General features: G+C 32.0%; 12 protein-coding genes. 6 read left to right on the forward strand and 6 right to left on the reverse strand.

All coding sequences use genetic code 11. From position 1 onward, the window contains the following. Both Q0891_RS03410 and Q0891_RS03415 read left to right on the forward strand, forming a co-directional pair. Window positions 1–588: T9SS type B sorting domain-containing protein (locus tag Q0891_RS03410; protein ID WP_299098781.1), on the forward strand; the 588-nt coding region annotated here is incomplete at its 5' end. Between the two features lie 7 nt (window positions 589–595). Next, on the forward strand, window positions 596–1,609 hold the full coding sequence (locus Q0891_RS03415) for a type IX secretion system membrane protein PorP/SprF (protein ID WP_299098783.1): 1,014 nt from the start codon (window positions 596–598) through the stop codon (window positions 1,607–1,609). A 55-nt stretch (window positions 1,610–1,664) separates the two neighbouring features. Here Q0891_RS03415 and Q0891_RS03420 read toward each other — a convergent pair whose 3' ends face one another. Genes Q0891_RS03420 through Q0891_RS03430 form a run of 3 tightly spaced genes read right to left on the reverse strand, consistent with a single transcriptional unit; the run spans window position 1,665 to window position 4,381 of the window. Continuing rightward, window positions 1,665–2,834, reverse strand: a complete 1,170-nt coding sequence (locus Q0891_RS03420; RefSeq protein ID WP_299098785.1) for a VWA domain-containing protein — start codon at window positions 2,832–2,834, stop codon at window positions 1,665–1,667. 6 nt (window positions 2,835–2,840) lie between these two features. After that, the gene (locus Q0891_RS03425; RefSeq protein WP_299098787.1) at window positions 2,841–3,350 is read right to left on the reverse strand and encodes a rhodanese-like domain-containing protein; all 510 of its coding nucleotides are present in this window, start codon (window positions 3,348–3,350) and stop codon (window positions 2,841–2,843) included. Then, window positions 3,350–4,381, reverse strand: a complete 1,032-nt coding sequence (locus Q0891_RS03430; protein WP_299098789.1) for an SIMPL domain-containing protein — start codon at window positions 4,379–4,381, stop codon at window positions 3,350–3,352. Before Q0891_RS03430 ends, Q0891_RS03425 begins: the two co-directional genes overlap by 1 nt. A gap of 214 nt (window positions 4,382–4,595) precedes the next feature. Between Q0891_RS03430 and Q0891_RS03435 the strand changes: the two genes are divergently transcribed. After that, on the forward strand, window positions 4,596–6,767 hold the full coding sequence (locus Q0891_RS03435; RefSeq protein ID WP_299098791.1) for a histidine kinase: 2,172 nt from the start codon (window positions 4,596–4,598) through the stop codon (window positions 6,765–6,767). A 2-nt stretch (window positions 6,768–6,769) separates the two neighbouring features. Then, on the forward strand, window positions 6,770–7,504 hold the full coding sequence (locus Q0891_RS03440) for a LytTR family DNA-binding domain-containing protein (RefSeq protein WP_299098793.1): 735 nt from the start codon (window positions 6,770–6,772) through the stop codon (window positions 7,502–7,504). A gap of 26 nt (window positions 7,505–7,530) precedes the next feature. On the opposite strand, the gene Q0891_RS03445 is transcribed toward Q0891_RS03440, so the two are convergent. Beyond that, window positions 7,531–8,322 (reverse strand): DUF2797 domain-containing protein, encoded by a 792-nt coding sequence (locus Q0891_RS03445; RefSeq protein WP_299098795.1) that lies wholly within the window; start codon window positions 8,320–8,322, stop codon window positions 7,531–7,533. 131 nt (window positions 8,323–8,453) lie between these two features. On the opposite strand from Q0891_RS03445, the gene Q0891_RS03450 reads away from it, so the two are divergent. Then, window positions 8,454–9,971, forward strand: a complete 1,518-nt coding sequence (locus Q0891_RS03450; RefSeq protein ID WP_299098797.1) for a GH3 auxin-responsive promoter family protein — start codon at window positions 8,454–8,456, stop codon at window positions 9,969–9,971. Between the two features lie 146 nt (window positions 9,972–10,117). Further along, window positions 10,118–11,338: a carboxypeptidase-like regulatory domain-containing protein gene (locus Q0891_RS03455; RefSeq protein ID WP_299098799.1), complete on the forward strand. Its 1,221-nt coding sequence runs from the start codon at window positions 10,118–10,120 to the stop codon at window positions 11,336–11,338. 235 nt (window positions 11,339–11,573) lie between these two features. Here the strand turns inward: Q0891_RS03455 and clpX are convergent, their stop codons facing one another. Together clpX and Q0891_RS03465 are read right to left on the reverse strand one after the other, a co-directional pair. After that, complete coding sequence (clpX, locus tag Q0891_RS03460; protein WP_299098801.1) at window positions 11,574–12,803, reverse strand: ATP-dependent Clp protease ATP-binding subunit ClpX; 1,230 nt, start codon at window positions 12,801–12,803, stop codon at window positions 11,574–11,576. Window positions 12,804–12,914: 111 nt separating this feature from the next. After that, window positions 12,915–13,589, reverse strand: a complete 675-nt coding sequence (locus tag Q0891_RS03465) for a ClpP family protease (protein ID WP_173282063.1) — start codon at window positions 13,587–13,589, stop codon at window positions 12,915–12,917. Window positions 13,590–13,620: the final 31 nt, after the last annotated feature.

The raw sequence follows: 13,620 nt of genomic DNA on the forward strand, positions 1-13,620 counted from the left end.
CAAGCGACGTTAATGCCAAGTGCAGGCGGTAATTATAGTGTAAGGATTGTTAATTTGGTAACAGGTTGTGAGAACGACGACAGTACAGAAGTACAAGAAAGTGAGCCACCAAGTGTAACCATCGAGCAGTTAACACAAGCTTTTTCAGAAAACCACGTTATACAAGCAGTATTGGGAGATGAGATAGGCGAGTATGAGTTTAGTTTAGATGGCGGACCATGGCAAGATGAGCCACTGTTTAGTAATGTATCAGCGGGCGAACATGAGATTGTGGCTAGAGATAAGTTTGGCTGTGGAACCGACACCGCACAGACTTTTATAGTGGACTATCCGTTATATTTTACACCCAATGGAGATGGATTTAATGAAACTTGGAACATCGCAGGTATTGGAAGTAATGCAAAAATTTATATATTTGACAGATACGGAAAGTTGTTAAAACAATTAAGTCCAGATGGAAGTGGTTGGGATGGCACGTTTAATGGTAATTTAATGCCAACAAGCGACTACTGGTTCACAGTAGAGTATGACGAGCCAGGTACTGATATCCGTAAAGAATTTAAAGCCCATTTTACCTTGAAACGATAAAGAAAATATGAAATTAAAAAAGTATTGTTTAGTAGCCTTAATATCCTTAGTAGCAAATTTTGGATTTGCTCAAGAAGGAATCCCTAACTATTCAGATTATTTAACAGATAATTATTATTTAATTCACCCATCTATGGCTGGTGTGGCAAACTGTGCCAAAATTAGGTTAACGGCAAGGCAACAATGGTTTGGTGTAGATGATGCGCCTAGCCTTCAAACGTTAAGTATAAACAGCCGATTAGGAGACTCTCCTGTCGCTCTTGGTGGTGTTCTTTTTAATGATGAAAATGGATATCATTCTACGGTAGGTGGATATGCGACTTTTGCATATCACTTAATGTTCTCAAGAAATGAAATTGATTTAAATATGTTATCATTTGGTCTTAGTGCCGGATTTTTACAGTATAATTTAGATCAAACTAGTTGGTTAGCACCTGGTGAATTTGATCCTATTGTAGATCCTTCACAACAAAGCGCTACTAATTTTAATATAGATTTTGGTTTCTCTTACCACTTTGTAGACTTCTATGCACACTTTACAGCTAAGAATATTTTAGAAAACGATGGTGTTAACGTAAATGAAAACGGTCAATTTGAATTTAAAAATCTAAGAACATACTTATTATCTTCTGGTTATACATTTAGTAAATTTGGTAGTGAATGGAGCTATGAGCCTTCAATTATGTATATGTACAGAGATGCTACTGAAGAATCTTCTATAGACATTAATGCTAAAGTTTATAAAGAAATGGATTTTGGTAAAGTTTGGGGAGGATTATCTTATAGACGTAGTTTAGATGGTGCAGAATTTTTTGATGGTACTGGCGTTAGTAGTCAAAAATTACAATATATAACACCATTCTTAGGTGTTGATTATAATAACTTTGTATTTGCATACACATATTCTTATCAAGCAAATACTGTGAATTTTAATACTGGTGGATTTCATCAGTTTACTTTAGGATTCAACTTTAATTGTAGACGAGAGAAGTACGAGTGTAATTGTCCTGCAATTAACTAATAATATTAAAAAAGGCTCAATGAAAATTGAGCCTTTTTCTTTTTCTATAATTATATTATTCCCATTTATAGTTTTTCTTTTCCGCCTGAGTTTTTAATGCTTCAAGCATTGCATTTTCTAAATTGTTTGTAGAAGTTGTTTTTTGTTTAGCGACATAATTTCTTCGTTTTACGTTTAGTGCTTCTATTTCATCTTGCAATTTCTCTCTAGCTTTAGCTTTCTTTTCAACATAAGCTTTAATTTCAAGTTTAGTTTTTCCTTTTAACTCTTCAGGTAATTGTTTTTCATCTAAATCATCATAAGAAAAGTCTTCTTCTTTTTCAGCGTCAACTAAATCCCAAGAACTATTTTTATACAAACGAGAGCTTTTGCTAACCGTTCTGCTGACGGCATTAGCTTTATTATAGCTCATAGCATTAGAATCTTGTTCTGCTTGCATTTCCATTTTTTTACGGCCATTACTACCATACGCTATATATGTTTTATTCAGTTTTTTATTCAGCTCTAAAATTTCATCGTCATAAGGAGATGCAATATGCACTGTTGCTTCGTTATGATTAATAGCCATATAATTTCCGTGCGTTAAATCTGCGCCATCTTTCCAAGATGCTGTAATACCTTGGTTATAATCGCCACAAAAAATTGTGTTAACGGTAACATCGTTGTTATGTGCTAGTTTTGATGCTTCTTTATAACTTACACTACCTTGGGAGTAAGGTTCATTTCCGGCTATAAAAATGAGTTTTAAATCCTCCTTATTATCTCCCCATTTCAGTTGGTTTAATGCCGTTTTAATTACTTTACCACAGAATTCATTGCCTCCATTTGTGGTTAATGAAAATAGTGATTTTGAAATGTCATCTAAGTCATCACTGAATGCAATAACTTGTCTTAAGTAACCTTCATCAGCATTAAGATTGTCATTACCATATTCGTATAGTGCAATTTTTAAATTTGGACTTTCATCATCACATTTGGCATAAGATAATTCATTAACAATTTTCCATAATTGGGCTTTAGCTTGGTCTATTAATCCATCCATGCTGTTACTTGTATCTAACAAGAGTGCTACTTTAATTTCTGGATTATCTTTTTTTGTTTTGGTCTCAATGACTGTTTCCGCAATTAACTCATCAGTAAGGTTTGTCTTTTTATTGTTGGCATTGCAAGCCATTAAAGTTGATAGGCTTAATGCGAAGACTAAAGGTTTAAAATGTGTTTTCATAATTTTTTATTTTTTTTCATTAGTAATTAATGGGATTATAGTTTCGTCCTCCTTTAAGTACCCTTTTAATTCAAATATGTTTTTGTATTCATAGCCATAGAGGTTAATAAATGTTGGGATGTTTAAGGCTAAACGAACATTTTTATCTAATAAAGAAGTCTTTTTACTTTCAAAATTATTGTTACAGTATATAAGAATTCGGATTGTTTTATCAGGAATTATGGCTTCTAGTTTATCTTTTGTAAAATCTGAAAAATTGATATGAATTGCACCTTGTATATGGATTTCATCAAAAGCACTCTTAGATCTAGTATCTAGAATTATAGTCTTAGGTTCTTGTCTGAACGTATTAAAAGTGGCTTCATTTATTAACCTTTTTTTACGATAAGATTTAAGGCTATCACTTAATTCTACAAAGCCGTTGTAGTTGATTTTTTCAACACCATTTTGAGCAAAGGCAGTATTGCCAAGCATTGAAAGAATAATTAGTGATGTTATAATTTTAATAGTTTTCATTATTGCTTAGTATTTAGTTCCTTAACATCAATAGTTCCATTAGGAGAAATAACATAATACTTGTGGTCTATTTTTGTTTTTACAATGGGTTGCGGTTTTTGCTCCACGGGTTTAGGTGTGAAAACCAATTTAATATTCATGCCTATTTGCACAACAGGTTCTAAAATCGAAGGATTAATAACCACATCATAGTTTTCGTAAGTGAGTGGTTGATAATAGTAGGACGCTTGTTTCTTTACAGTTGTAACGCCTTTATTTTTGTTTAAAGCTTCAACAGAAGTACTATTGTATGCTTGGTAACTTTGGTAAAAATCTTTTGGAAAATAACAGTATTTATCATCTGCTATAGCAACATCATATTTAGACATATCAAAACCTAAAGCCTTATAGTAGACTTTTTTATCATCTATCAGTTTTAATAATTCGTCTTGTAGGTTTTTATAGACTTCTTGTATGTTTTCAATATAATAATCAACCTTAACTAAATTATAAACTTCACTTTGTGCACAAGCGTCTAAAATGGATTCAAATTGATTGGTTTTTGTAAATTGAATGTGAATATTTTGCTGTAGTTCAAATCCCTTAGGAACTTCAGTATACGTTTTGCTGAATAATTTTTTTGTAACCTCAACCTCGTAAATTGGAATAAAAGAAATAACATCAATAGCAATATCCTTTTGAGAAATACCTTTAGAGTTTAGTCTGTATTTAATACTATCAATGCGCTCTTTCATTAATTGACTTGTCTTCTCTGCAGTTGGACCCATTTGATATAAATTAAATATTGCAGTGTATGTCGTTGCACTTGCGTTTTGTAGCGCTTTTACGTCAACCGTTACTATATTACTTGGGTAAAGTGCTTTGTTAATTTGTTGTTGAACAGTTGGATTGTAGATTTGAGCATTACCAGATGTTAAAATATTCTGTCTGGAAATATCTTGTGTTATTTCATTATAATTTCCGCGATGTTGAGCAGAGAGTTGAATACTAAATGCTAACATAATAATTAAGGTAAATTTGATTGTTTTCATGCTATTTCTGTTTTTTGATTTATAGCGTAAAACTCTGTCTAAAAAACAACTAGTAAAAACCACAATGAGTAAAGTGTGCATTTAGATGAGTGAAACTGTCTACTCTTTTAGTAGAAGTGTCTTTTTTGAAGTTTAAATAGACCCATCTCTAAGTTTACCATTTTTTGGAACCAAATAAAGTGCGTAAGTTTAGTCCAAGAAATAAAATATTAAAGTGAAACTTTTTAAATCATATTGTTTAGTAGTGTTGTTTTCTATTGTAGGAAGTTTGTCTTTTGCGCAACAAAATGAGGTAGGCGATAGAGATACTAAAGCAGTTTTCTATACGATTAGAGGCTCTGTATATGAAAAAGATTCTCGTAAGCCTTATGAAAACGTTGAGATCATTGTAAATGGCGGACGCTATACAAGAACCTTGAGTGATGGCACGTTTACAGTAAGAGCACAAGTAGGTGATGAACTCATTATCAGTCATGATGATTTTGAAACCAAATATCATACCATTACATCTAATGAGCGCATTACAATTGTTGTTATTGACGCCAAGCAGAATGGCAGAAGTAATAATATAACGAGTGATAAAAACCGATTCAATGAAATGATAGATTCTGCAGATGCATACCTTAAAAAAGATGCAGGTAAGAGTTTAAAATTTATTGGAAACGCACTAGATGTAAATATTAACACAGCACAAAGTGCACAAGCTCAAGAACTATTAGGCGATGTTTATATGTATTGGAAACAGTATGATTTGGCAATTTCCGCTTATAAAATTAGCATTCAAAATGCTGAAACAACTTCAGCTCAACTCAAATTAGCAAGGGCGTATCTCAGTAATGAGGAATTCGATACAAGTCTTACAACTTTTCAGAACATAAAAAAGTCTAGTTTGTCTAATTATCAAAAAACGGTTTGGTATGAAGGTATAGGTGATACGTATCTTAAACTTAAAGACTACAAAAAAGCAATTGTGTCATATGAAGATGGATTAGAGGTTGCAAACAAACATTTAATAGCACCTAAGGTTACAGATTTAAATTCTAAAATAGCACAAGTTTACAGTGAACAAGGGCAGACAACTAAAGCTAAAATGTTCTTTAATAATTCGTTGAATTTAGCGAAAAATGAAAATAAAAAACGAGCAGTAGAGGAGCAAGTAAAAGTAGCGGAGTTCAACAGTGATAATGCTGATTATGATGATGAAATTATCCTGAGAAAACAAGCAATAGAAGGTATAAAGGATATTGAAAGAGATTCTGTAATTGCTAACGAAAGTGCCATTACAACTCAAAAGCAAAACTATAAAATAGGTAATGCTTACTATTTACAGAATGATATGGAAAGTGCTATTCCGTATTACGAAAAAAGTAGAGAAGAAGCAGAAGAAAGAGAGGATTTAGATGTAAAAATGGATGCTACAAGAAAATTGTCTGAAGCTCATTTAAGATCAGGAAACACAGAAGAAGCTATTGCATATACTGAAGAATATAATAATGTTGTTGATGAACAATATGCTAAAAAATTACAAGAAATTACACAAGCTGCACGTTTTAGTAGAAACATCGCAGAACAGCAAAGTAGAATAACATCTTTAGAAAGTGATAGAGCATTATCTAAAAGTAAATACGATTTAACTCAAGAAAAAAACAAAAGTCAGCAACTTATAATTTACAGTTTAATAGGTGGATTAATTTTACTATTAATAACAGGTTACTTGATGTTTAAATACATAAAGCAACAACGATTGGCGAATAATTTATTAGCTTTAAAATCGTTGCGTAGCCAAATGAATCCGCACTTTATATTTAATGCATTAAACTCGGTTAATACTTTTATCGCAACCAATGATGAGCGAACAGCCAATAAATATTTATCTGATTTTTCACTATTAATGCGAGCTGTTTTAGAGAACAGTGAAGAGGATTTTATCCCATTGAAAAAAGAAATTGAGTTATTAAATTTATATACAAAACTTGAACATTTCAGGTTTCAAGATAAGTTTGAATATGCTATAGTTGTAGATGAAAATGTTGATGTAGACGAATTTCAGATTCCACCAATGTTACTGCAACCCTATATTGAAAATGCGGTTTGGCATGGCTTACGTTATAAAACCGAAAAAGGACAACTGCATATACATATTGCGCCAAAATCTAAAGATGAGATAACAATAACAATATCTGATGATGGTATAGGACGTGACCGATCTAAAGCTTTAAAAACAGATCACCAGAAAAAGCAAAACTCTAAAGGAATGAACAACATTAAAAAACGTGTTGCCATTTTAAATGAAATGTATAAGGATAAAGTAGATGTAGCCATTAGCGATTTTCAAGAATTGGAAGATGCAGGTACAGAGGTTGTTGTAACCTTAAAAAAGGATTAAATATGAAATTAAACGCCATAATTGTAGAAGACGAAGAAAATAGTAGACTAATTTTAAGGAATTATCTAACTAAATATTGTCCAAATATTTCAATTCAAGGTGAGGCTTCAAATATTGAAGAAGCGCTTATTTTAATTAGAAATAACGATTTAGATGTCGTGTTTTTAGATGTAGAAATGCCTTATGGTAATGCGTTTGATTTGCTTGATAAAGTTGGTGATATAGATTTTGAAACCATATTTGTAACAGCCTACAATCATTATGCAATTGATGCATTAAATGCGCATGCCTCTTATTACTTAATGAAACCAATTTCTATAGATGAGTTAATAAAAGCTGTAGACTACGTTACCGAAATAAAAACCAAAGAAGACGCTTTACAAGATCAAGTCCTTGTGCCAAAAACCAATGCTGTAAACGGTAAAATTACGCTGCCTCAGCAAGATGGTTTTGAGGTTATAGAGACATCCGATATTATGTATTGTAAAGCTGATGATAATTACACAGAATTATATTTAAGCAACAACAAAAAGAAACTCGTAAGCAAAACTTTAAAATATATAGAAGAAAGTTTATCCGAAGGAAATTTTGCCAGAGTCCATAAGAGCTATTTGGTTAATGTCAATGAGATCGTAAAATACGTCAAAGGAAAAGGAGGTAGCGTGATTTTAAGTAATGGAAAAGAAATTATGGTATCTGCTTCTAAAAAATCTGATTTGTTGTCTTACTTTAAATAGTAACTTTTTGCTATTTACCTTAAAATTTAAATACCTAACTCTACTACTAAGCCTTCATTTGCTCTCACGTTAAAAACAGTATTATCTTCAAAAATTAAATATTGACCTTTAATTCCTACTAGTTTTCCTGAGTAATTGGGCGTTTTACTAAGATTAAGGCTTTTAGGTTTTTCAGGATATTGGTCTACTGGGAAATTGATGTGTGTTTCAGTATTATTTTCAATCACATATTCTTGCGCTTCTTCTGGTACATATTGTTTTAACTTATGTGACCAATCTAATAAATTTTCATCTTCAATATCATTCTTCAGCATTTTTCGCCAGTTGGTTTTGTCTGCAACATGTGCTTTGAGCGCAACTTCAGTAATACCTGCTAAATATCGGTTGGGTACTTCTACAATTTCCACAGCTTCGTGTGCACCTTGATCTATCCATCGTGTTGGGACTTGACTTTTTCTTGTAACGCCCACTTTTACGTTGCTAGAGTTTGCCAAATAAACAATATGTGGTTGTAGTTGTACCTTTTTTTCGTAGTCTAAATCTCTATCTTCTTTTCCTAAATGTGCAGTACTTAATTCTGGTCGCATTATCCAATCACCAGCAAAAGGTTTATCAAAAAAACAAGTTCTACAAAAGCCTTGTCTGTAAATAGGTCTATCTAATCCACAGCTTAAACATTGGTGTCCAACTAGTTTCATGTTAATAGATTTATTTAACAATTGATTCATGTGTATAAAATCATTTTCAAAGACTAAATAATACTGAATAGGTTCTAAAAATTCAGTTTGCATTTTTGTGAGGACTCCTGTGTAAACCATAAAAGAAATTTAGTATTTTTATCAAATTACATCTTTAGAATATCTGTAAAGAATGTATAAAACAACAAGATTTATATTTACCTTAACTAATAATATACCAATCTCGCCTGGCGAGTAAAGATAGCTATTCTATGCCAATTCCAATTGTAAACTCTATAGCTTCATGGTTTTTAAAAAAGCGATTTCATCAGATTGAATTGTTTATTAAATACCCAAATGAAGTACAGAACGAATTGCTTTTCAGCTTATTAAAAGTTGCAAAGGATACAGAAATAGGTAGAAAATATAATTTTGAATCTATAAAGTCATACCGAGAATTTAATCAAAGAATTCCTATTGTTAATTACGAAGAATTTCAACCGTTAATTGAACGCTCAAGAAACGGCGAACAAAATATCTTTTGGCCAAGTGCCATAAAATGGTTTGCTAAATCTAGCGGAACAACTAACGCTAAAAGTAAATTTATTCCGGTTAGTGCCGAGTCTCTAGAAGATTGTCACTATGCAGCGAGTAAAGATTTACTTTGTATGTATCTCAATAATAATGAAGATGCACAACTCTTTACAGGTAAGAGTTTACGATTAGGTGGTAGTAAAGAATTGTATAAAGAAAACGGAACAGCTTTTGGCGATTTAAGTGCTATACTTATTGATAATATGCCATTTTGGGCAGAATTTAGTAGTACACCAAGCAATAGAGTGTCTTTAATGAGTGATTGGGAAACTAAAATGCAAGCCATCGTTGAAGAAACTATTGAAGAAAACGTTACTAGTCTCGCAGGTGTACCATCATGGATGTTAGTATTATTAAATAATGTATTAGAAAAAACAAATAAGGATAGCTTATTTGATATTTGGCCAAACCTAGAAGTTTACTTTCATGGAGGCGTTAGTTTTAATCCTTATGTTGAGCAATACAAAGCAATATTGCCATCTCATAAGTTTAGATATTATGAAATTTACAATGCTTCAGAAGGCTTTTTTGCCATACAAGATCAAAACAATTCTAGTGATTTATTGTTAATGTTAGATTATGGTATTTTCTATGAGTTTATACCAATGGATAATTACCGAACTCCAAACCAAACAGTAATACCTCTAAGTGAAGTGCAACTTAACGTTAATTATGCTGTTTTAATAACAACAAATGCAGGTTTGTGGCGATACAAAATAGGTGATACCATTCGTTTTGTTAGTTTAAGTCCTCATCGTATAAAAGTAACAGGTAGAACAAAACATCATATCAATGCTTTTGGCGAAGAATTAATTATTGAAAACGCAGAAAGTGCTTTTAAAAATGTGTGCCTACAAACGGCTGCAGAAATTGTAGATTATACAGCGGCTCCCATTTTTATGGAAGGCAAAGAAAAAGGTTCTCATGAGTGGATTATAGAGTTTAAAACACCTCCAAAAGATATGTCTAATTTTGAAGCGTTGTTTGACCAAGAACTAAAATCCCTAAACTCTGATTATGAAGCCAAGCGGCTAAATAATATGACGTTAAATAAACCAAAAATTCATAGTGCCAGACCCAATTTATTTTACGATTGGTTAAGGGATAATGATAAGCTTGGTGGCCAACATAAAGTACCACGTTTATCTAATTCTAGAGCTTATTTAGAAGAATTACTACAACTCAACAACCAATAATGTAGGTTTTTTTTGACCGAAAAATTGACAATCTGTACAGTTTTGTCGTCAAAATTGGGAGATTTACCCAAAAAAATGTGAAAATTAGATAGTTTTTGTATGCATAAACGTATATTGAAATTGAATTAATCCATTATCCCTACATTATGAAATTTACAATTCATGTGCTCTGCGCACTACTGTTTTGTACATACACCTCGTATGACAAAACCGACCCAGTAAAATCAACAAAAGTTGATGCTCTCAATAAAAGCGGTTATGCTTTTAACGTAAAAGTTTCTCAAATAAATTCTAATTACTCCGAAATTGCAAGTGCTATGTTTAGAAATAAACTAGTCATTGTCTCTTCTAAAAAAATAGGAGGTTTAGGGTCTGGTGTAGATCCTAAAACTAAGGAACCATACACAGATTTATTTTGTTTAGATGTTGAAGAAAATGGCAGCTTTTCTCAGCCCTTTTTATTTAGTAGAATTTTAAATACAAAAGGAAACGAAGGTAAGGTTGCATTTTCTCCAGACGAACACACTGTTTATTACACGCGTAGTGAACGAGATAATGTTCTAAATTATAAACTTTATAAAGCAGAATTAAAGAAAAATTCACAAGGAAAGTGGATAAACGAAACAGAACTTGCTATCAGTAGTGATGATTATTCTGTAGAAAACCCACATGTTTCTGCAGATGGTAAATTTTTATTCTTTTCGTCTAATATGAAAGACGGTTTTGGTGGTTTTGATATCTATATGGCCAGAATTAACAAAGATGGTAGTATAGGAAGCCACGTTAATTTAGGCGGTAAGATTAACACTGAAAGTGATGAGAAATACCCTTATACAACAGATGATAATAAGGAATTATATTTTTCTTCAGAAGGTCACAATAGTATTGGTGGTTATGATATTTTTATTTCTAATCGTAAGCAAATAGCATATAGTAAGCCTAGAAATTTAGGAAGAGCAATTAATTCTAACAAGGATGATATTGCGTTTATGATTATTAATGGTGATACAGGTGTGTTTTCTTCTAATAAAGGGAAGTCAACTAATGCTTATAACATGTATCATTTTAAATCAGAAATGATTTATAAAGATTTGCAAGGTGTAGTTACAACCCAAGATAATAAGATTTTACCTAATGCAACCATTGTATTGTTAAATGACGAAGGCGAAGAGGTAGAACGACAAACAACGAGTGTAGATGCGTCGTACAGTTTTAAGTTAAAGCCTTATGATGATTATGAAATTGTTATTAAAAAAGAAGGTTTTGAAGCTTACACCAAAAAATTAGCGCCTAATACGTTTCCGGAGAAATCTGTTGTAAAAATGGAACCAAAAGTAGAGGTAAGTTATAATACCGTAAAACATTAACGGTTTGTCTGAAAAATATACAGTTAAATACCATAGAGCGTAAATTATTTAGCATTTAACCATTAAATGACAACAAATGGTTAAACTCTATTGAAGGCTTATATATTTGATAAAAATTAATGTGCTATTAACATAACAACAAATATTGCTAGCAATATTATTAATTAATCCTAACCAAAAAAACCACAATTTCAATATTAGAAATTGTGGTTTTTTATATAGTATTTTAATTGAGTTAAGACACGGCCTTAAGTTTTTTTAAAGTCGATTTATTTAATCGGTCTTCTGCATAGGCTTTAGTTATCGTCAACTTAGTTTCTCCAGATCCTGGCAATTCAAACATAGCTTCGGTAAGGATTTCTTCGCAAAGCGATCTTAATCCTCTAGCACCTAACTTATATTCTATGGCCTTCTCTACAATATACTCTAATGCACCATTAGTGAGTGTTAATGCAACCTCATCCATAGCAAACAATTTTTTGTATTGTTTTACAATAGCATTTTTAGGTTCTGTTAAAATAGCTCTTAACGTTTTAGCATCTAAAGGATCCATGTGTGTTAACACAGGTAAACGACCAATAATTTCAGGTATTAAACCAAAATCTTTTAAATCCTTAGGAATTATATATTGTAAAATATTGTCCTTGTCTACACTTTCTTTATTTATAGAGCTATAACCAATGGCTTGCATGTTTAAACGTTTAGTTATAACGCGTTCTATACCATCAAATGCGCCACCAGCAATAAATAAGATGTTTTCAGTATCGACTTCTATAAATTTTTGATCAGGATGCTTACGTCCACCTTTAGGTGGAACATTAACTACAGTGCCTTCTAAAAGTTTTAATAACGCTTGTTGCACACCTTCACCAGATACATCTCTAGTAATTGAAGGGTTATCACTTTTACGAGCAATCTTATCTATTTCATCAATAAAAACAATACCGCGTTGTGCTTTTTCTAGATTGTAATCTGCAGCTTGTAATAAACGCGTCAAAATACTTTCTACGTCTTCACCAACATAACCAGCTTCTGTTAATACAGTTGCATCTACAATGGCCAAAGGTACATTTAGCATTTTTGCAATGGTTTTGGCCATTAAGGTTTTACCTGTACCTGTCTGCCCAACCATAATGATATTACTTTTTTGTATTTCAATATCATCTTCTGTAGGTGCTTGCAATAAACGCTTGTAGTGATTATAAACCGCTACAGACATGACACGTTTGGTGTACTCTTGTCCTATAATATACTCGTCTAAGAAACTTTTTATTTCTTTAGGCTTTCTAAGCATTAACTCAGCGCTCAAATCTGAATTACCAGATTGTTTAGATTCCTCTATAACAATACCATGAGCTTGCTCTATACAACGATCACAAATATGCGCATCTAAACCAGCTATTAATAAACTAGTTTCTGGCTTTTTCCTTCCACAAAATGAACATTCTAATTCTTCCTTTGCCATAATTTTAAATTGGTGTCATTCTCATTAATGTGTCGCTTATTAAAAAGCGTTGCATCAACATGACTGTAAATAGTTTTGTAACTAGACATATTTAGTCGAAAGTAAATGGAATTACTTTCTTGTTAATACTTCATCAATCATTCCGTATTCTAATGCTTCTTGTGAGCGCATCCAGTAATCTCTATCAGAATCTTTTTCTACTTGTTCAATAGACTTACCAGAATGTTTTGCAATCACTGCATATAATTCTTCTTTAACTCTTATCGTTTCTTTTAAGGCAATTTGCATATCGCTTAACTGACCTTGAGTTCCGCTACTTACTTGGTGAATCATTACACGAGAGTGCGTTAATGCAGAACGTTTACCTTCTGCGCCAGCACATAATAAAACAGCTGCCATTGAAGCTGCAATACCTGTACAAATTGTAGCAACATCTGGCTTTACAAACTGCATAGTATCATAAATACCTAAACCAGCATATACTGATCCTCCTGGAGAGTTAATGTAAATTTGAATATCCTTTGTGGCATCTGTACTTTGTAAGAATAATAATTGTGCTTGTATAATATTAGCCACTTGGTCATTCACACCTGTACCTAAAAATATAATACGATCCATCATTAAACGAGAAAACACATCAAAAACGGCAATATTCATTTGTCGTTCTTCAATAATATTTGGCGTCATGTTGGAAGGGTACATGCTTTCTATTATTTTACTGTAATAGTTGCTATTAATACCTTGATCCTTTATTGCAAATTTTTCAAATTCTTTTCCGAAATCCATATAAATTTTAATTCTTTTAATTAATGAGTTT

The sequence above is a fragment of the uncultured Winogradskyella sp. genome, from assembly GCF_947498005.1.
GTDB lineage: Bacteria > Bacteroidota > Bacteroidia > Flavobacteriales > Flavobacteriaceae > Winogradskyella.

Bases quoted from the DNA above. Each gene is read 5' to 3' on its own strand.
- Q0891_RS03415 (WP_299098783.1), top strand. From the start codon at position 596: ATGAAATTAAAAAAGTATTGTTTAGTAGCCTTAATATCCTTAGTAGCA.
- Q0891_RS03420 (WP_299098785.1), bottom strand. From the start codon at position 2,834: ATGAAAACACATTTTAAACCTTTAGTCTTCGCATTAAGCCTATCAACT.
- Q0891_RS03425 (WP_299098787.1), bottom strand. From the start codon at position 3,350: ATGAAAACTATTAAAATTATAACATCACTAATTATTCTTTCAATGCTT.
- Q0891_RS03430 (WP_299098789.1), bottom strand. From the start codon at position 4,381: ATGAAAACAATCAAATTTACCTTAATTATTATGTTAGCATTTAGTATT.
- Q0891_RS03440 (WP_299098793.1), top strand. From the start codon at position 6,770: ATGAAATTAAACGCCATAATTGTAGAAGACGAAGAAAATAGTAGACTA.
- Q0891_RS03445 (WP_299098795.1), bottom strand. From the start codon at position 8,322: ATGGTTTACACAGGAGTCCTCACAAAAATGCAAACTGAATTTTTAGAA.
- Q0891_RS03450 (WP_299098797.1), top strand. From the start codon at position 8,454: ATGCCAATTCCAATTGTAAACTCTATAGCTTCATGGTTTTTAAAAAAG.
- Q0891_RS03455 (WP_299098799.1), top strand. From the start codon at position 10,118: ATGAAATTTACAATTCATGTGCTCTGCGCACTACTGTTTTGTACATAC.
- clpX (WP_299098801.1), bottom strand. From the start codon at position 12,803: ATGGCAAAGGAAGAATTAGAATGTTCATTTTGTGGAAGGAAAAAGCCA.
- Q0891_RS03465 (WP_173282063.1), bottom strand. From the start codon at position 13,589: ATGGATTTCGGAAAAGAATTTGAAAAATTTGCAATAAAGGATCAAGGT.